General features: G+C 39.1%; 19 protein-coding genes and 1 pseudogene. 10 read left to right on the top strand and 10 right to left on the bottom strand.

Annotated features, from left to right (window positions below; all coding sequences use genetic code 11):
• Positions 1-17 precede the first annotated feature (17 nt).
• Together AC1VNJ_RS06755 and AC1VNJ_RS06750 are read right to left on the bottom strand one after the other, a co-directional pair.
• Positions 18-1,058 (bottom strand): annotated as a pseudogene (locus AC1VNJ_RS06755) (alkene reductase); the annotation flags it as partial.
• A 173-nt stretch (positions 1,059-1,231) separates the two neighbouring features.
• On the bottom strand, positions 1,232-1,351 hold the full coding sequence (locus AC1VNJ_RS06750; protein WP_080754499.1) for a DUF4023 domain-containing protein: 120 nt from the start codon (positions 1,349-1,351) through the stop codon (positions 1,232-1,234).
• Positions 1,352-1,557: 206 nt separating this feature from the next.
• On the opposite strand from AC1VNJ_RS06750, the gene AC1VNJ_RS06745 reads away from it, so the two are divergent.
• The gene (locus tag AC1VNJ_RS06745) at positions 1,558-1,875 is read left to right on the top strand and encodes a hypothetical protein (RefSeq protein ID WP_028414413.1); all 318 of its coding nucleotides are present in this window, start codon (positions 1,558-1,560) and stop codon (positions 1,873-1,875) included.
• Between the two features lie 21 nt (positions 1,876-1,896).
• Here AC1VNJ_RS06745 and AC1VNJ_RS06740 read toward each other — a convergent pair whose 3' ends face one another.
• Both AC1VNJ_RS06740 and AC1VNJ_RS06735 read right to left on the bottom strand, forming a co-directional pair.
• A complete protein-coding gene (locus AC1VNJ_RS06740; RefSeq protein ID WP_028414412.1) occupies positions 1,897-2,175 on the bottom strand; it encodes an RNA polymerase sigma factor in 279 nt (92 codons plus the stop codon).
• Positions 2,176-2,501: 326 nt separating this feature from the next.
• Positions 2,502-3,689: a macrolide family glycosyltransferase gene (locus AC1VNJ_RS06735; RefSeq protein ID WP_482640485.1), complete on the bottom strand. Its 1,188-nt coding sequence runs from the start codon at positions 3,687-3,689 to the stop codon at positions 2,502-2,504.
• 219 nt (positions 3,690-3,908) lie between these two features.
• On the opposite strand from AC1VNJ_RS06735, the gene AC1VNJ_RS06730 reads away from it, so the two are divergent.
• Positions 3,909-4,625 carry a CPBP family intramembrane glutamic endopeptidase gene (locus AC1VNJ_RS06730; protein ID WP_047750514.1) on the top strand — a complete coding sequence of 239 codons (717 nt, stop codon included), beginning with the start codon at positions 3,909-3,911 and terminating at the stop codon, positions 4,623-4,625.
• Between the two features lie 149 nt (positions 4,626-4,774).
• On the opposite strand, the gene AC1VNJ_RS06725 is transcribed toward AC1VNJ_RS06730, so the two are convergent.
• Both AC1VNJ_RS06725 and AC1VNJ_RS06720 read right to left on the bottom strand, forming a co-directional pair.
• Positions 4,775-5,884: a GerAB/ArcD/ProY family transporter gene (locus AC1VNJ_RS06725; RefSeq protein ID WP_482640484.1), complete on the bottom strand. Its 1,110-nt coding sequence runs from the start codon at positions 5,882-5,884 to the stop codon at positions 4,775-4,777.
• A 15-nt stretch (positions 5,885-5,899) separates the two neighbouring features.
• A complete protein-coding gene (locus tag AC1VNJ_RS06720; protein ID WP_028414408.1) occupies positions 5,900-6,133 on the bottom strand; it encodes a hypothetical protein in 234 nt (77 codons plus the stop codon).
• Between the two features lie 222 nt (positions 6,134-6,355).
• Here AC1VNJ_RS06720 and AC1VNJ_RS06715 point away from each other — a divergent pair, with 222 nt between their 5' ends.
• The 4 genes from AC1VNJ_RS06715 to AC1VNJ_RS06700 all read left to right on the top strand — a co-directional run bounded on the left by AC1VNJ_RS06715 (position 6,356) and on the right by AC1VNJ_RS06700 (position 7,896).
• A complete protein-coding gene (locus AC1VNJ_RS06715; RefSeq protein WP_028414407.1) occupies positions 6,356-6,628 on the top strand; it encodes a hypothetical protein in 273 nt (90 codons plus the stop codon).
• 84 nt (positions 6,629-6,712) lie between these two features.
• Positions 6,713-6,904 carry a hypothetical protein gene (locus tag AC1VNJ_RS06710; RefSeq protein ID WP_014459359.1) on the top strand — a complete coding sequence of 64 codons (192 nt, stop codon included), beginning with the start codon at positions 6,713-6,715 and terminating at the stop codon, positions 6,902-6,904.
• A gap of 42 nt (positions 6,905-6,946) precedes the next feature.
• Complete coding sequence (locus AC1VNJ_RS06705; protein WP_028414406.1) at positions 6,947-7,318, top strand: hypothetical protein; 372 nt, start codon at positions 6,947-6,949, stop codon at positions 7,316-7,318.
• Positions 7,319-7,362: 44 nt separating this feature from the next.
• Complete coding sequence (locus AC1VNJ_RS06700) at positions 7,363-7,896, top strand: GNAT family N-acetyltransferase (protein ID WP_155007963.1); 534 nt, start codon at positions 7,363-7,365, stop codon at positions 7,894-7,896.
• 128 nt (positions 7,897-8,024) lie between these two features.
• On the opposite strand, the gene AC1VNJ_RS06695 is transcribed toward AC1VNJ_RS06700, so the two are convergent.
• A complete protein-coding gene (locus tag AC1VNJ_RS06695; protein ID WP_482640483.1) occupies positions 8,025-8,774 on the bottom strand; it encodes a MerR family transcriptional regulator in 750 nt (249 codons plus the stop codon).
• 159 nt (positions 8,775-8,933) lie between these two features.
• Here AC1VNJ_RS06695 and AC1VNJ_RS06690 point away from each other — a divergent pair, with 159 nt between their 5' ends.
• Positions 8,934-9,386 (top strand): MarR family winged helix-turn-helix transcriptional regulator, encoded by a 453-nt coding sequence (locus tag AC1VNJ_RS06690; protein ID WP_482640482.1) that lies wholly within the window; start codon positions 8,934-8,936, stop codon positions 9,384-9,386.
• A gap of 22 nt (positions 9,387-9,408) precedes the next feature.
• The gene (locus AC1VNJ_RS06685) at positions 9,409-11,016 is read left to right on the top strand and encodes an MDR family MFS transporter (RefSeq protein ID WP_155010020.1); all 1,608 of its coding nucleotides are present in this window, start codon (positions 9,409-9,411) and stop codon (positions 11,014-11,016) included.
• 38 nt (positions 11,017-11,054) lie between these two features.
• Here the strand turns inward: AC1VNJ_RS06685 and AC1VNJ_RS06680 are convergent, their stop codons facing one another.
• Together AC1VNJ_RS06680 and AC1VNJ_RS06675 are read right to left on the bottom strand one after the other, a co-directional pair.
• The gene (locus AC1VNJ_RS06680; protein WP_165573525.1) at positions 11,055-11,207 is read right to left on the bottom strand and encodes a hypothetical protein; all 153 of its coding nucleotides are present in this window, start codon (positions 11,205-11,207) and stop codon (positions 11,055-11,057) included.
• A gap of 25 nt (positions 11,208-11,232) precedes the next feature.
• Entirely contained in the window at positions 11,233-11,415 is a 183-nt protein-coding gene (locus AC1VNJ_RS06675) for a YolD-like family protein (protein WP_013083869.1), read from the bottom strand.
• Positions 11,416-12,028: 613 nt separating this feature from the next.
• Here AC1VNJ_RS06675 and AC1VNJ_RS06670 point away from each other — a divergent pair.
• Positions 12,029-13,837, top strand: a complete 1,809-nt coding sequence (locus tag AC1VNJ_RS06670) for an assimilatory sulfite reductase (NADPH) flavoprotein subunit (protein WP_482640481.1) — start codon at positions 12,029-12,031, stop codon at positions 13,835-13,837.
• Positions 13,838-13,859: 22 nt separating this feature from the next.
• Positions 13,860-15,581 (top strand): assimilatory sulfite reductase (NADPH) hemoprotein subunit, encoded by a 1,722-nt coding sequence (gene cysI / locus AC1VNJ_RS06665; protein ID WP_047750522.1) that lies wholly within the window; start codon positions 13,860-13,862, stop codon positions 15,579-15,581.
• Positions 15,582-15,630: 49 nt separating this feature from the next.
• Here cysI and AC1VNJ_RS06660 read toward each other — a convergent pair whose 3' ends face one another.
• The gene (locus tag AC1VNJ_RS06660; protein ID WP_033580575.1) at positions 15,631-15,897 is read right to left on the bottom strand and encodes a hypothetical protein; all 267 of its coding nucleotides are present in this window, start codon (positions 15,895-15,897) and stop codon (positions 15,631-15,633) included.
• Positions 15,898-15,984 lie beyond the last annotated feature (87 nt).

The following is a 15,984-nucleotide window of genomic DNA, read 5'->3' as shown; positions in this document are numbered from 1 at the left end:
CGGAAGGAGCGCTTTTTTTAGATAAGCTCTGGTAAATGTTTTTTAGCATCGTATTCGACAAGAGCATCATCGTTTTTAATACGCTGTAAATAATCAGGATTTGAAATTAGCGGGCGGCCAATAGCAGCTACGTCGATCCAGCCGGCTTGAAGCGCTTTTTCAGCTGATTCAGGCGTTAAATCACCCACGCCGATAATTGGTCCATCCCAGTACTTACGCGTGATTTCATAAAGGTTTTGGCCGTTTTGGACATCTTCGTAAAAATCAAGCATAGACGGGTGAATAATCTCAATGCCTGTTTCTTTAAAAGCTTCTGTATACGTTTGAATGGCTTTTTCGGTATCATCCCAGCGATAGTCTGGTTTATCAAGCTTATGAGGAGAGAAGCGAATCACAACGCGTTCTTTTCCGATAGCGTCAATAACAGCAGAAATCACTTCTTTCATAAACGTTAATCGCTGTGCAAGGTCGCCTCCGTATTCATCCGTGCGTTTGTTAGACCAGTCTGAATTAAATTGATCAATTAAATAGCCGTGAGCACCGTGAATTTCAACGCCGTCAAAGCCTGCTTCAATGGCATTTTTAGCTGCTTGAGCGTACTGTCCTACAACTTCTTTAATATCTTCTTTTGACATTTCTTCAGGCTCTTCGTACGGCTTGCGGAAACGAGGCACTTGACCTTGTGCTGCAATAGCAGAAGGTGCCTGAGGTTTATGTCCATTGATTAACTCAGGATGACTCAAGCGGCCAACGTGCCAAATTTGAGCAATAATCGTGCCGCCTTCTTCATGAACAGCTTCTGTTACAGGCTTCCATGAATCAATTTGTTCCTGTGTATAGATACCGGGAACGCCAGGATTTCCTTTTGCGCGTTCGCTGATAACAATTCCTTCACTAATAATTAAGCCAATACCATCCTTTGCGCGGCGGCGGTAGTAGTCTACAACGTCTTGACCGACTACGCCTGTCTCTGGATCAGCAAAGCATCGTGTCATCGGTGCCATTGCTGTACGAGTGTGTAAATCAAATGCTTCAATGTTTGTTGGTTGGAATAATTTTTCAAATTTACTCATTTTATATTCAGCTCCTTAAGAGGAAAGTATAGCTGCGAACGTTTTTGCAGCGGGTTCAGTTTATTGTAACAGGGGATTTGTTTTACCTTCAAACATTTCGACTTCCGAAAAATGATCACAAAAAAAGCCGGCTGTTTTGACAGCCAGCTTTTACAATATTAATGCTGTTTGTTAGGAAGTTTTTTCTCCGGGTGGCCAGTAGCTTGACCCTGCTTATTTTTACGCTGCTTTTCTTGATTGTCGTTCAGCTTTTGAACAAATTGATTTGTGTTTTCCATTATCCATACCTCCTTTATGAGCTTTCCCTGTTACTATAACCCATTGCACTCAAAAACATGACGCCAATCCGCTAAAAGCAGCTCCGTATATACACCGGTATATAGAAATTAACAGGAAAATCGTGTATACTGTTGTAAAAATAACGTTAATGTTTCGTGAGTTTATAATTTCTTATTCATTCATGAACAAGAAAAGGTGTTACGCAATGAGTGATTTTTTTAGCGGGAAAGAAATGTCGTTTATTTTAATTTTGACATTCAGCGTGTACATATTTGTCTGGAATGTGCCCCTTCAGGCGACCAATGCCATGATGATTTACTTTATCCTGCTGTTTTTGTATACAGTCAGTAAGCTGCTTTTTTCTCCTCAGTTCCGACAATTTCCGCTTGTTAAGGTGCTATTGGCCATTTTATTTGTTCTTATGCTGGCTGAAATAATCGTTGCTTACAGCACTCATAGCATAAAGATTACAGATTTACATCATATTTTCGATTATTTCAGTCATATGGATTTGTATTCATAGTATGTACAGCAAAAAAATGATTTACGACGAAATCTTCTCTGAGTTCTGGCTGTGCTTTTTTATATTTTTTACACACTGCTTGCACAAGGAAAGAGAAAGAGTACGTTCTTTGACCAAAAGATCAGGGGAATGCCAAATTTCTTTGAATAGCTCTGTTAAGATGCTTTCGCAAGCATGTGGATCTTTTACTGCTGAATAGACAAGACGATACAAAAGCGTTTCATATCGATTGTAAAGCTGATGAAGTGCTTCTTTCTTTCGGTTTTTTATCTCTTGAATGAGTAAAAGATCATTGTTCATAAACGAGCCCCTTCGAAAATCAATTATAGTTCATTGTACCCTTGTTAAAATGAGCATAAACACCTAAAAAGGAGAGGCTTATGAGCTATGTAGTATCAAAAAAACAAAGCAAAATACTCAACGAGATATCAAAGAAGAGAACTTGGGGAAGTGAGAGACAACCTGCACGCTTTGCTCGTTACGTATCCAAATGAGCTGATAAACTTATTGTAGCTGGATGTGCATTGATTTTCCTTACAGTCGTCAGTTTACTAATCATCGGCATATATACAGTTTGTACATGGCTGTTTTTATAAAGAAAAGGTGCACATCAGTGCACCTTTTCTTTATGAATGTTGCTTCACTACGTAATTGACAATTTGTTCGGCTGCAGCGGCAGGGCCAGATGCCTGCTGGAAACTTGCGTTGATTTCTTTAATTCCTTTTTTATAGGAATCGTCGCGGACAACTTCGTCAACGGCACTTCTTAAAAGAGAGGCATTTACCGTTTCTTTTGCTAAGCGATAACCAGCGTTTAGTTCCACGAGCCTTTGAGCAACGATCGGCTGATCTTTGCCATGAGGTAAAACGACTAACGGTACGTTAAAATGAATAGCTTCGTTTACGCTGTTCATGCCTCCGTGCGTGATAAAAACGTCCGCTTCTTTTAACACGTCAAGCTGAGGAACATAGGGCAAAATAATAAAATGCTCTGGCGCTTTTTTAATTCTTTTAAAATCGGCCCGGTCTCCTGCTGCAATCACAACTTTTCCATCAAAATCGCTAAATGCGTCGATGCAAAGGTTGAAAAAGCCTTCTACGTCATGAAGTACCGTTCCCATTGAAATATAAAGAACTTTTTCGTCTTTCAGCTTTTCTAACGGAAAATCATGAGAGCGGTGACGCTTTGGAAAGCTTGGCCCAATAAATAAACACGAGTCATCAAAATGTTCATGAAGCGGCTGGAAAAAGCGGCTTGTGTACACGACCGTTAATTCGCCTTCATTGTTCATAAATTGAAGCAGATTTTTAGGCTCTATGCCAAACTGATTTTTCAGCAGGCTGAGCCCGTACTGAGCTTGTTCATCCGGCTGAAATGGAACGTCTGAATCCGGATGGAGAGGCATCATTCTTAAACGGTCTTTCGGCATTAAAAAAGAAGCAGATGATACAATGCCAGGGATCCGCAAATAATCACGCACTAATTCGCCTGCTCCAAACTTGTCGTAAAACACAAAATCAAATTCAATTTTTTTTGATAATATATGAACAAGCTTCAGCGTATCTAAAGACGTTTGGATGTGGATGTTTAAAAAAGCGTTGATTCCTTGAGGAGTTTCAGGCTTGATGGATACACCGCTTAATAAGTCTGGGTGAATGTGTACGATAGCCCCGGCGTTTTCAAGGCGCTCTTTAAAACGCTCGGCCGTAATATAATGAACTGTATCACCTCGGTCTGAAAAAGCTTTTACCATTCCAAGCGTTGGGTTTACGTGACCTTCAGCGGGAAAGTTGATCATTAAAATGTTTGCCATTTTTTCACTTCACTTTCGGTAAGATTTCTTCAAGCGTAATCAAATATAAGGAAGTTGACAACTAATTTGGTTAGCGCATTGATTTTTTGAAGCCCTGCCTTTGTGTATAAAATGTGAAAAAATATAACTTTTTTCCTAAAAAATAACATAATTAAACTGAGTTTATGATAGAATTTTGAGAGCACTAGAGAGAAAGAATCATTTTTGGAGGTTGCTATTTTGAGTACGTTATCAACAAATTCAGAACCGGTTTTAAAGCCTAAAAAGAAAAAAGAGTTTACTTACTTCACATTGCTTCTATTTATCGTGTTGGGCTTTGGACTGCAAATCATAGCCGGAATTGGAGTAGCTATTTACGATGAAGTTATGGGTTCAAATATGACAGGAATTTTATTAGAAGGCCCATATGCTCTGCTTGTAGACGCGGCATTTTTTCTAGGGGTTGCGGTGCTTTATAGACCTGTGCGCAGATTTTTAAAACCTATGTGGAACGTCTCGGTATTAAAAGAAGGGAAAACGTATGTATATATTGTGGTAGGCTTTTTAATTGTAGCCGCGGTGCAGTACGTGATGCTTTCATTTTTAAACGTAGAAAGCGCAGATCAGCAGCAAAAAGATTTAAATCAAGGCAGTTTTAATCAAACGCTGCTTTCAAGCTGGATATTTTTTATAAGTGTAGCAGTTATCACGCCTATTAAAGAAGAGCTGCTTTATAGAGGTGTTTTATGTGGTTTCTTAACCAAACGCCATCACGTGCTTGTGGGCATTTTCGTTTCCGCTCTTGTATTCGGTCTTTTACATATTGGCTTTCCGATTACAGCTACCGTCATGGGACTTGTTTTCGCCATTATTTATTATCGAACAAAATCTATTTTCCCCTCTATGATTTTACATATGCTGTGGAATGGATTAGTGAGTATAACCGTGTTCTTTTAAAAGAGGGTAAAACAAAGTAGTTTCGTTGAGGGAAAATCCGAACAATTCATCGTTCGGATTTTTTTATTGGTAGGATGAATCTAAGTTTCATGCATGTAGCTTCCTTCTAGCTGTTGATTGGATGGATTTCGTTATGTCTCAATTTCTTTTTATTTCGATAAAGACGCCGAATGCTTTACGCGAATTTTCCCAACTATTAATAACCCAAGAGGGTAAAATAGTCCAAATAACAGACTGTACGGAATCCACGTATCTCTGTCCCACGTTTGTTCATAGGGAATGCTTGGATACACGATAAGTGAAAATGTAACGGCAATAATGCCTAGCGGAAGAGTTAAAATTCGGTAGTTTTTTAATTCAAGAATTTGAGTGAGTCCGGAAACGGTCGCATAATAGTAGAGAGACGTTTTGAAATAAAGAGATAAAAACCACATAATGGCCATGATTACTTCAATATTTTTCAGGAAATCGGCAACTTCGATACGCCTTGCAAGCTCATAGCTTGGATATAAAGCAATACGTGTATACGTATTTCCAAGTACAAGAATGCCAAGTAATAAAATAATAATCATAATGCCTCCGCCGATTAAGCTTCCTGTAAAAAAAGCGCGGTTTCGCTGATCAGGTTCCCCTACGTGAGCAGGGAAAACGGTCAGCAATACAATAAAAGTGAGAGACGTAATACTTGTAAAGACCAGAATAGATCTAATAATAGGCTTAACGCCTACCTCTAACAAAGGCTGCAAATTCTCATAATGAATTTGAGGGAAGATCGAAAAAACTAAGATTAAAAACGGAATAACAAACCAAGGAAAGAGAATTTCAGCACAGCGGGCAATCGTTTCAATGCCAAGACGAACGCCGACAATCACAATTCCCATAAACAAAATATGAACAGCAAGCATAGGCGTTTGAATAATAATGCGAGTTGTTAGAAATGAGCCCACGTAAAACAAAACTTGACTGCAAAAAAGAAGAGTAGAAGCGACAAATAAAAGAGAGACAAACTTTCCTAGCCACTTGCCTAAAATGGCTTCGTTTAGTTCTACAAGGGTTTTATTCGGATAAAGGCTAGAAAGTTTGATATACATCCATACAAGAAAAACGCCTACACCTACGCCTAAAATGGCTGGAATCCATGCCTCTTGTTTAGAATCAGCCGTTAAGCTTCCAGGTACGACTAAAATAGTGTCGCCTAAACTATAAAAAATCACGAGTATTCGAAACTGTGCTGCGGATAATTTTATCTGACTATGCACGTTGTTCACTTCCTTTTACTTCAACAGACTGAACAAAAAATCACTAAAAGGTTTTAATAAAAAAGCAATGCCGTCTCCAGGGTTAGGGATTTCCACACCGCCATATTTTAAACTAACAATTAAAATACTTACTGTGAACAAACTCCAAAAAATTCGCTTTTCTCTTTGACTGTTCACTTTTTTTAAATAAGGTATTTCTACTAAACAAACAGCTGCACAAAGTAAAAAAATCCCTAAAAATATAAGCATGTATCAACCTCAATTAGTAACCCTTCAAAAATAATGAAGGGATGTTAAAGACGCCTGTGTTTCAAAAATAGTATCACCCAAAATGGAGTCATTTATGAAAAGTAAGACTAAAGGCAGTGCAAAACCGTGTTATAATGACCAAGTTGAGCGTTATAATAGAGAAAAAACAGCATGATTACAAACAAGTAGATACATAACAAGGTAAGGATGGGAGAGAGATAGATGGCAGACGAATTCAAAAAAATGCTAGATGACAAAGAAAAGGTACAGCTTATGATCGCCGCCGTTGTCATGCTCGGAGGCCTGGTCGTTTTGTTAAAAAGCGTTGCAACGGGTCAGGCAATGGGCCAAAAATGGCTAGAAAGTAAAGGGAATGTAGACACAGATCTGTATGTTGAAACGGTAAAAAGCTACATACACCTGTATCAAATTGTGGGTGGCGTGATGTTTGGAGGAGGCCTTCTCACGTTACTTCGTGCTAAGCTAAAGAAATAAAGCGGCAGCAAAATAAAAGATCATAGTCCAAAAGAAGTGTCATATCTTTTTAATAACTTAAAAAATAGTGAAAAGGAGTTATGTATGAATAATGAAGAAAATACACCGGCTTATCATCTGTTTATGATGATAGGAGCGCTTGCTATGCTGATTTTTGGTGTTGTCGGTTTCTTTATTCAGTATCCTGCTACGTTAAGTTTTGTGATGTGCATTGGCGGAAGCATCATATTTTTGCTGCATTTATTTGAATATATGAAACCTAAAAATGAACTATAGCATCTTCAAACGAGGAAATCTAGAAGCAAAGGAAGATGAGAAATGCAGAAACATCGTACGTACGAAACGCTAGTTGATCTTTATCAAAAAAGCGCAAAAATTCATTATGAAATCGATTATCGAGATAAACAATCTGTAAAAAAAGGAAACCGAGCTGCAGAAGATATGAAAAAAATTGCCCAGCTCATTCATTTATACTATCCAGGCATGCTCTTTGAATTTTCAACACTGCTAACGAATCCTACTTATCGAATTGACCTATGGGCTGCACATCATATTTTAGAAATTATGAGCTATTCACCAATGCTTGAGGACAACGCGCTTTCCGTCATTGAACGCTACGCCGACGAAAATGATTTTACGGCTTTAGGAAATCGCATGTGGTTGGGTCAGTGGAGAGAAAAACAGCGCTAAAACCCATATAGGCAAACAAGAATAACTAAAAGGAAGATAGATATATGAGTTTACGTACATTAAAGAATGGTATAGGCGTCACCATTCGAGAAGCAGAATCAAAAGACGCAGAGAAAATGATTGCTTTTTACAATCGAGTGGGAGGAGAAAGTGATTTTCTTTCATTTGGAGAAGGCGAGTTTCTTAGACCAGTTTCAGAGTATGAAGTGTTTTTAGCTTCTGTAAAACAAGAGCAAAACTCTCTTATAGTCGTGACTGAAAAAGAAGAAGAAATCATTAGTATTGCATCCATCACCTCGTCTCAAAACCCGCGTAATAAGCATGTGGGTACCCTTGGTATCGTGGTAGAGGATGCTTATAGCGGGCTAGGGCTAGGAAGACAGCTAATGATTGAGCTGATTGAATGGGCACGTATGAATAAACAAACAAAAAAAATCGAACTTGTGACGCGAGAAGATAATCAAAGAGCTATTTCTTTATACAAACAGCTAGGGTTTCAAACAGAAGGATTAAAAGAAAAAGACACCTATATAAATGGCGTCTACTATAATACAATGCTTATGGGTCTTCACTTATAAAAAGAGGCTGAGACAAAAGTATGTTAAGTGAATGAAAATCCGAGCGATGAATCGTTCGGATTTTTTCATTGTGGTGATGAACGTAGGCTTCATATAATTGATGTAGTTATATCTCAATCTCTTTTGATTTATTGTTTTTTAGCATCAGCAAATGTACTCATCGCCTCGTTCATGAATTTCGCTAATCCTTTTCCGTAGCGATCGATGTTGGCTGTAAACCGCTCATCTTGTACATACATCTCTCCAAGACCTTTAAAGGCTTCTAACGAATACGTTCCAAAGTTCTCATTTAAAAATTGATACCATTGCTCAATGGCTTTTTGAGCTTCTGTAGAGGATGGTGACAGATCACGCAGAGAAGCTAAGTGAGTGTAGATACTTTCCCATTCGTTTGACATGCGCTGCTGTTCTTCATGTGAAAAGCTTTGTACTTTTTCATTCGCTTCATCTACTCGCTGATTTCCCCAGCGCTTCCGGGCTTCTTCTTCGTATGGGTTATGCGAAAAATCCAGCCCTTTAAACCGCTCTTTTTCGTTCATTTCAATCGCTCCTTTTTCATATTGAATCGTTTTATTAATGGTTGCAATCATTTGATCGAGCCGACTGCGTTTTTCAATCAGCATGTTTTTTTGCAGTATCAACGCTTCTGTGCGATTAAATGTTGGGTCTGTTATAATCTCCTGAATTTGTTTTAAAGGGAAGCCAAGTTCTTTAAAAAATAATATTTGCTGAAGCATATCAAGATTAGCCGGTGAATAAAGCCGGTAGCCGGATTCACTGACAGCATCAGGTTTTAATAGCCCGATTTCATCATAGTGATGCAGCGTGCGGACGCTGATTCCTACTAAGTCAGCCACTTCTTTTACTTTTCTGTTCATTCTTTCATCTCCCTTCTGAAATCTACTATAAAATATAACGCAGCGTAAGGGTCAATACTAAAAAAAGAAATAATTGACTTTTAGTTTATATGCATTTATATTTAATTAGCATTAACTATTTATAACATGAAATAAATAAGCAAGCCTGGAGGAATAGATGTGACAAAAAGCAATCAGTATCTTGGGGAGATTCGTTCATCGCTTCAAGTGCTATTTGAAAAAATGCAGCCCGAAATGATGGAGAGCCTTAATGAGCATGAGATGACTCCTACGCAACTATTTGTTCTTTCTTATTTAAAGAAAGTAGGGAGCAGTAAGGTTTCTCAAATTGCAGAGCTAATGGATGTAAAACCGAGCGCCGTGACTCTTTTAGTGGATCGTCTTGAACAGCACAATTTTGTTGTAAGAGAACACAATAAAGAAGACAGAAGAGTTGTTGACATTACCTTAACGGAGTTTGGGCATCGCAAACTTGAAGAGGTGCTAAATGGTCGAAAAGCCATTATGGACCGCTACCTTTTGCATCTAACAGAAGAAGAGCTTTCCATGATGGCTTCTATTACGAAAAAGCTTGCAACATCAGCTGTTTCTTATAAAGATAAGCAGCAGTAACAAAAAAGAGGAGAGACACACGATGGAAAATCAAAAAAATTCAAAGCGCACGCTTTTATTAATTGGGTTAATTATTGCGATGTTCTTTTCTGCACTTGATGGAACCATTGTCGGAACAGCTATGCCAAGAATCGTAGGAGATCTTGGTGGTTTAAGCATGATGACATGGCTGACAACAGCCTATTTATTAACGTCAACAACGGTTGTTCCGATTGCAGGAAAGCTCGCTGATTTAGTAGGACGCAGAGTAATTTATGTTACAGGACTTATTATTTTTATGGTGGCTTCTGCTTTATGCGGAATGGCAAATAATATGACAGAGCTTATTTTATTCCGTGCATTACAAGGAATTGGCGGCGGCGTTATGATGCCGATGGCAATGATTGTAATCGGTGATTTATTTACAGGAAAAGCACGAGCAAAGTTTCAAGGAGTATTCGGAGGAATTTATGGTCTTGCTTCTGTCATCGGTCCGCAAATTGGCGGATGGATTGTTGATTCATTGAACTGGAAATGGGTGTTTTACATTAACTTGCCGGTAGGGATACTCGCTACCGTTTTTATTGCGCTCGGACTTCAAGGAAAAAAACATACAGGACCTGTTAAATTCGATGTAGCTGGTATGTTCACAATGGTTATCGGAGTAGTAAGCTTGCTTCTGGCCCTGAGCTTTGGAGGAAAAGACTACGACTGGAACTCTTGGCAGATTATTAGTTTGTTTGCACTTGCTGTTGCTGGGATCATAAGCTTTATTATTGTGGAAACGAAAGCGAAAGAACCGATTCTTCCGATGTATTTATTTAAAAACCGAACGTTTACGCTTTTAAATATCATTGGCTTTTTTATGAGCATTGGTATGTTCGGAGCTATTACATTTGTTCCGTTCTTTATGCAAGGAATCGTTGGAGTCAGCGCCTCAGAATCAGGTACCATTATGACACCAATGATGATTTCAATGATTGTAACGAGTATTATTGGAGGTCAGCTTGTTTATAAAGTTGGTATCAAGCCTCAAATCGTTACGGGTATGCTCATTATGGCAGGAGGGTTCTTCTTGTTAACAACATTAGACCTTCATACTAGCAAGCTTGTTGCTACTTCTTATATGGCCATAATCGGTTTAGGAATGGGGCTTGTGATGCCAATTTTAACGCTTGCTCTTCAAGAAAGCTTTTCAAAAGAAGAGCTCGGTGTTGTTACATCATCAAGTCAATTTTTCCGTTCAATTGGAGGAACGTTTGGTATTACCATTTTAGGAGCGATAATGAACGCCAAATCAGGTACGCTTCTTACTGACAAACTCGTTCCATATTTAAACTCATTGCCTGCTCAAGCAAGCGCTTTTGCCGACGGGTTCAAAAAAGCGATTGATACGAATCCTGAAAGTGTGCTGCAGATGCTGTTTAGTCCTGAGGCGCTAAAGAGTATTCCAGCTGCGCTTTCAGACAGCATTGTGCCTATTTTGAAGACCTCGCTAATGAGCGCATTGCACAGCGTCTTTTTCATGGGCTTAGCTTTTATTATTTTAGGAGCGGTATGCACATTGTTCTTAAGACAGATCAAGCTTTCAAATAAAAAAGCCGAAGAAAAACCAGAAGAAGGCATTGCTGAAGTAGAGCCATCACATTAAAAAAAGCGCACAAATTTGTGCGCTTTTTTTCTATATTATTAGCTAGTTGTTTCATTAGGCTTGCGAAGAAAAGGGGATTGTTTAGACGTGTCATACGAAATTTGATCAAGCAAATACGATAAATATAAGTTCAGTTCAAACCGATCTTCCGTCACAAAATCTGTAAGCGCTTGCTTATTATCTTTCCACATAGTAATTCCTCCTTAATTTTACATACTAATGAATGGATTTAATATCAGAAAGCAAAAGGGAAACAACGGCTTCATTTTCGTCTTTTACGGATAGAATTTGCTGATGGAGATTTAAGTTGTGCACGCGGCCTTTGCACGTTTGCAACGTTCCATCTTTATAGTAAGAAACAGTTATCGTCCCACTTTTCGTTAATTCTCGTAAAAACATTCAAGAAGCCTCCTTAAAAAAGATTACCTGATTTAAAAGCCAGTCCTTTCATTTGAGATGAGCAAAAGGGAATGGTATGTACTGCAAGCTTCCCTTTATATTCTTCACCGTGTATGAATAGATAAAAGGTTGCTAGCTCACCTATAAACTGTCCTAAATTTCAGAATATACTGTCTTTTGCGTATAGTGTTTTTTAAAAGGATTAATGTTACATTTATTATGTAACATTCTGATGAGAAAGAAAACCGTTTCTACAAAACTTCTCTAAAAATTACAAAATATTCATATTCGTGTGAAGGATGTAGAATGAGCAGATATGGAAGTAACTGCATTTATAAAAAACGTAACGACAGCTTCAATTATTAATGATCTTAATACTAGTTATCAATTATATGTATTTTACTAATTTATTCTTCTCCGATAAAATGCAGGTAGACGAATTTGATAAGAATTTTCTAATGATTTATATAATTAAATTTGATATAATCTATAGGAATAATAATGTATGAAGGGAAACATCATTGATTAATTAGACACAGGTATTACATGTTGTTGAAGATGATTCGTAAAAGCATACATATTTAAATTATATATTTTTGTGAGGTGGACAGTGTTGCAACTTAAGGTAGTAAACAGCCCTTTTAATCAAGAACAAGCAGATTTGCTTAATCGCCTTCTGCCGACATTAACAGAAGCACAAAAAATGTGGTTGAGTGGTTATTTAACAGCATCTCAATCTACGTCTGCCGAAGGAACGCCAGACGTTTCTACAGCAGCGCCTGCTCAAGCGGAGCAGACGATTTCAAAAGACGTAACGATTCTTTACGGATCACAGACAGGAAATGCTCAAGGTCTTGCTGAAAATACAGGCAAAACGCTTGAAGCAAAAGGTTTTAATGTAACTGTATCTTCTATGAATGATTTCAAGCCAAATAATTTAAAGAAACTTGAAAATTTATTAATTGTTGTAAGTACACATGGAGAAGGAGAGCCGCCTGATAACGCGCTATCTTTCCACGAATTTCTTCACGGCCGTCGAGCGCCAAAGCTTGAGAATTTCCGTTTTTCTGTCTTGTCGCTTGGAGACAGCTCATACGAATTTTTCTGTCAAACAGGGAAAGAATTTGATGTGCGCTTAGCAGAACTTGGCGGTGAAAGACTGTATCCGCGCGTTGACTGTGATTTAGATTTTGAAGAGCCCGCAAATAAATGGCTTAAAGGTGTTATTGACGGATTAAGCGAAGCGAAAGGACATAGCGCTTCGGCAGCTGTTCCGGCGGAAGCTCCTGCAGGAACTTCGCCGTACTCAAGAACAAATCCTTTTAAAGCAGAAGTGCTTGAGAACTTAAACTTGAACGGCCGCGGATCAAATAAAGAAACGCGACACTTAGAACTATCTCTAGAAGGTTCAGGTTTGACGTATGAACCAGGAGACAGTTTAGGTATTTATCCTGAAAATGATCCTGAGCTTGTTGATCTTCTTCTTAACGAATTCAAGTGGGATGCAAGTGAAAGTGTAACGGTTAATAAAGAAGGAGAAACGCGTCCTCTTAGAGAAGCGCTACTCTCTAATTTTGAAATTACCGTGTTAACAAAGCCGCTTTTAAAGCAAGCAGCTGAGCTTACTGGAAATGATAAATTAAAAGCGCTTGTAGAAAATCGCGAGGAATTAAAAACATACACACAAGGCCGTGATGTAATTGACTTAGTTCGTGACTTCGGCCCATGGAACGTATCAGCACAAGAGTTTGTAGCTATTTTACGCAAAATGCCAGCGCGCCTTTATTCAATTGCAAGCAGCTTGTCAGCAAATCCTGACGAAGTTCATCTAACAATTGGAGCGGTACGTTACGAAGCGCATGGACGCGAGCGTAAAGGTGTTTGTTCAGTCCTATGTTCAGAACGTTTGCAGCCAGGTGATACGATTCCTGTATACCTTCAAAGCAATAAAAACTTTAAGCTTCCTCAAAACCAAGAAACGCCGATTATTATGGTAGGACCTGGTACAGGTGTGGCTCCGTTCCGCTCATTTATGCAAGAGCGTGAAGAAACAGGAGCAAAAGGTAAGTCATGGATGTTCTTTGGAGATCAGCACTTTGTAACAGACTTCCTTTACCAAACAGAGTGGCAAAAGTGGTTAAAAGACGGCGTGCTAACGAAAATGGACGTGGCGTTTTCACGCGATACTGAAGAAAAAGTATACGTGCAAAACCGTATGCTTGAACATAGTAAAGAATTATTCCAGTGGTTAGAAGAAGGCGCATCTTTTTATGTGTGCGGAGATAAAACAAATATGGCACGCGACGTGCACAACACGCTAGTTGAAATTGTTGAAACAGAAGGCAAGATGAGCCGCGAAGAGGCGGAAGCTTACCTTGCTGAAATGAAGAAACAAAAACGTTATCAGCGTGATGTATACTGAGGATTGAAAGGAGATTTTCAACATGGTAAACAAAATTTTAAAAGCGCCCGAAGGTCCTCCAAGTGACGTTGAGCGCATAAAAGATGAAAGTAATTATTTACGCGGTACATTAGGAGAAACAATGCTAGACCGCATCAGCTCAGGTATTTCTGAAGACGATAATCGTTTGATGAAGTTCCACGGAAGCTACTTACAAGATGATCGAGATCTTCGTAATGAACGTCAAAAACAAAAGCTAGAGCCAGCTTACCAATTCATGCTTCGCGTTCGTACGCCAGGCGGTGTTTCAACACCAGAACAGTGGCTAGTGATGGATGATTTAGCACAAAAATACGGAAATGGAACGTTAAAGCTGACAACTCGTCAGGCGTTCCAAATGCACGGAATTTTAAAGTGGAACATGAAGAAAACGATTCAAGAAATTCATGCTTCTTTATTAGACACAATTGCAGCTTGCGGAGATGTAAACCGTAACGTAATGTGCAATCCGAATCCATATCAGTCAGAAGTTCACGCTGAAGTATTCGAATGGTCAAAAAAATTAAGTGATTATTTATTGCCTCGTACAAGAGCGTACCACGAACTTTGGCTAGATGAAGAGAAAGTAATTAGCACACCGGAAGTGGAAGAAGAAGTGGAACCAATGTATGGTCCGCTCTATTTGCCAAGAAAGTTCAAAATTGGCGTAGCTGTGCCACCTTCTAACGATATTGACGTGTATTCACAAGACCTTGGTTTTATTGCCATTTTAGAAGACGAGAAGCTTGTTGGATTTAACGTAGCAATCGGCGGCGGTATGGGTATGACGCACGGGGATAAAACAACTTACCCTCAGCTTGCAAAAGTGATTGGCTTCTGCCGACCTGACCAAATTCTAGAAGTAGCGGAAAAAGTCATTACGATTCAACGTGATTATGGAAACCGCTCTGTGCGTAAAAACGCGCGTTTTAAATACACGGTTGATCGTCTTGGATTAGAAACGGTAAAAGAAGAGCTTGAAAACCGTCTGGGCTGGAGCTTAGACGAAGCAAAATCTTATCACTTTGATCATAACGGAGACCGCTACGGCTGGGAAAAAGGTGTGAAAGGAAAATGGCACTTTACTCTTTTTGTTCAAGGTGGACGTATTGCTGACTTTGAAGACTATAAGCTTATGACGGGTCTTCGTGAAATTGCAAAAGTTCATAGCGGTGATTTCCGTTTAACGGCCAATCAAAATTTAATTATCGCGAACGTATCCACTCAAAAGAAAAAGCAAATTAGTGACTTGATTGAACAGTATGGATTAACAGACGGCAAGCATTATTCGGCTCTTCGCCGCAGCTCATTAGCTTGCGTATCGCTTCCCACTTGCGGGCTTGCGATGGCAGAAGCTGAGCGTTATCTTCCAGTTCTTCTTGAGAAAATTGAAGCAATTGTAGATGAAAACGGTCTTCGTGATAAAGAAATCACGATTCGTATGACGGGCTGTCCTAACGGCTGTGCACGTCCTGCCTTAGGTGAAATTGCTTTTATTGGTAAAGCGCCGGGTAAATACAATATGTATCTTGGAGCAGCATTTGACGGCAGCCGTTTAAGCAAAATGTACCGTGAAAATATCAGTGAAGAAGAAATTTTAAATGAACTGCGCGTCTTACTTCCTCGCTATGCAAAAGAAAGAGAAGAAGGCGAGCACTTTGGTGACTTTGTCATCCGCGCTGGAGTAATTGAAGCTGTAACAGACGGCACGAATTTCCACGCATAATACGTATGAAGGGACTTTTCTAACTTACAGAAAAGTCCCTTTTTCTATTTTAATATTCTCTAACAAATACAGCTACTCCAAATACCCCTAATCTTTCAGCAGTAATTTGTTCAAAGCCGTTGTCAAGTAAACAATGAGCTGCAGTGCGGTAGCGCTGACCTTGAGCTAACAAACGTCCGCAAGGATTTGCGCGGCCAATTACCGTTGCTTCTACGATGGTACGAGGAGCTTGTCTATCCAAAGGATTTCGCTCCCACAGAATTGTCACCACATCCGGAGGACGCGGAATAGATACATTACCTGTGTGTTCATGCATAGCCATCACCTCCTTACCCTATAGTAAATGCAAAAAACGCCAAACTGCTTGTACACATGCTGATTTTTATTAAAAAAGGCGTTCAAC

Source organism: Priestia sp. 3CA3 (genome assembly GCF_056836725.1).
Note: the sequence above shows the minus strand (reverse complement) of the source record. Positions and strands in the feature narration are given on the sequence as shown.

Bases quoted from the DNA above. Each gene is read 5' to 3' on its own strand.
- AC1VNJ_RS06750 (WP_080754499.1), bottom strand. From the start codon at position 1,351: ATGGAAAACACAAATCAATTTGTTCAAAAGCTGAACGACAATCAAGAA.
- AC1VNJ_RS06745 (WP_028414413.1), top strand. From the start codon at position 1,558: ATGAGTGATTTTTTTAGCGGGAAAGAAATGTCGTTTATTTTAATTTTG.
- AC1VNJ_RS06740 (WP_028414412.1), bottom strand. From the start codon at position 2,175: ATGAACAATGATCTTTTACTCATTCAAGAGATAAAAAACCGAAAGAAA.
- AC1VNJ_RS06735 (WP_482640485.1), bottom strand. From the start codon at position 3,689: ATGGCAAACATTTTAATGATCAACTTTCCCGCTGAAGGTCACGTAAAC.
- AC1VNJ_RS06720 (WP_028414408.1), bottom strand. From the start codon at position 6,133: ATGCTTATATTTTTAGGGATTTTTTTACTTTGTGCAGCTGTTTGTTTA.
- AC1VNJ_RS06715 (WP_028414407.1), top strand. From the start codon at position 6,356: ATGGCAGACGAATTCAAAAAAATGCTAGATGACAAAGAAAAGGTACAG.
- AC1VNJ_RS06710 (WP_014459359.1), top strand. From the start codon at position 6,713: ATGAATAATGAAGAAAATACACCGGCTTATCATCTGTTTATGATGATA.
- AC1VNJ_RS06705 (WP_028414406.1), top strand. From the start codon at position 6,947: ATGCAGAAACATCGTACGTACGAAACGCTAGTTGATCTTTATCAAAAA.
- AC1VNJ_RS06700 (WP_155007963.1), top strand. From the start codon at position 7,363: ATGAGTTTACGTACATTAAAGAATGGTATAGGCGTCACCATTCGAGAA.
- AC1VNJ_RS06695 (WP_482640483.1), bottom strand. From the start codon at position 8,774: ATGAACAGAAAAGTAAAAGAAGTGGCTGACTTAGTAGGAATCAGCGTC.
- AC1VNJ_RS06685 (WP_155010020.1), top strand. From the start codon at position 9,409: ATGGAAAATCAAAAAAATTCAAAGCGCACGCTTTTATTAATTGGGTTA.
- AC1VNJ_RS06680 (WP_165573525.1), bottom strand. From the start codon at position 11,207: ATGTGGAAAGATAATAAGCAAGCGCTTACAGATTTTGTGACGGAAGAT.
- AC1VNJ_RS06675 (WP_013083869.1), bottom strand. From the start codon at position 11,415: ATGTTTTTACGAGAATTAACGAAAAGTGGGACGATAACTGTTTCTTAC.
- cysI (WP_047750522.1), top strand. From the start codon at position 13,860: ATGGTAAACAAAATTTTAAAAGCGCCCGAAGGTCCTCCAAGTGACGTT.
- AC1VNJ_RS06660 (WP_033580575.1), bottom strand. From the start codon at position 15,897: ATGCATGAACACACAGGTAATGTATCTATTCCGCGTCCTCCGGATGTG.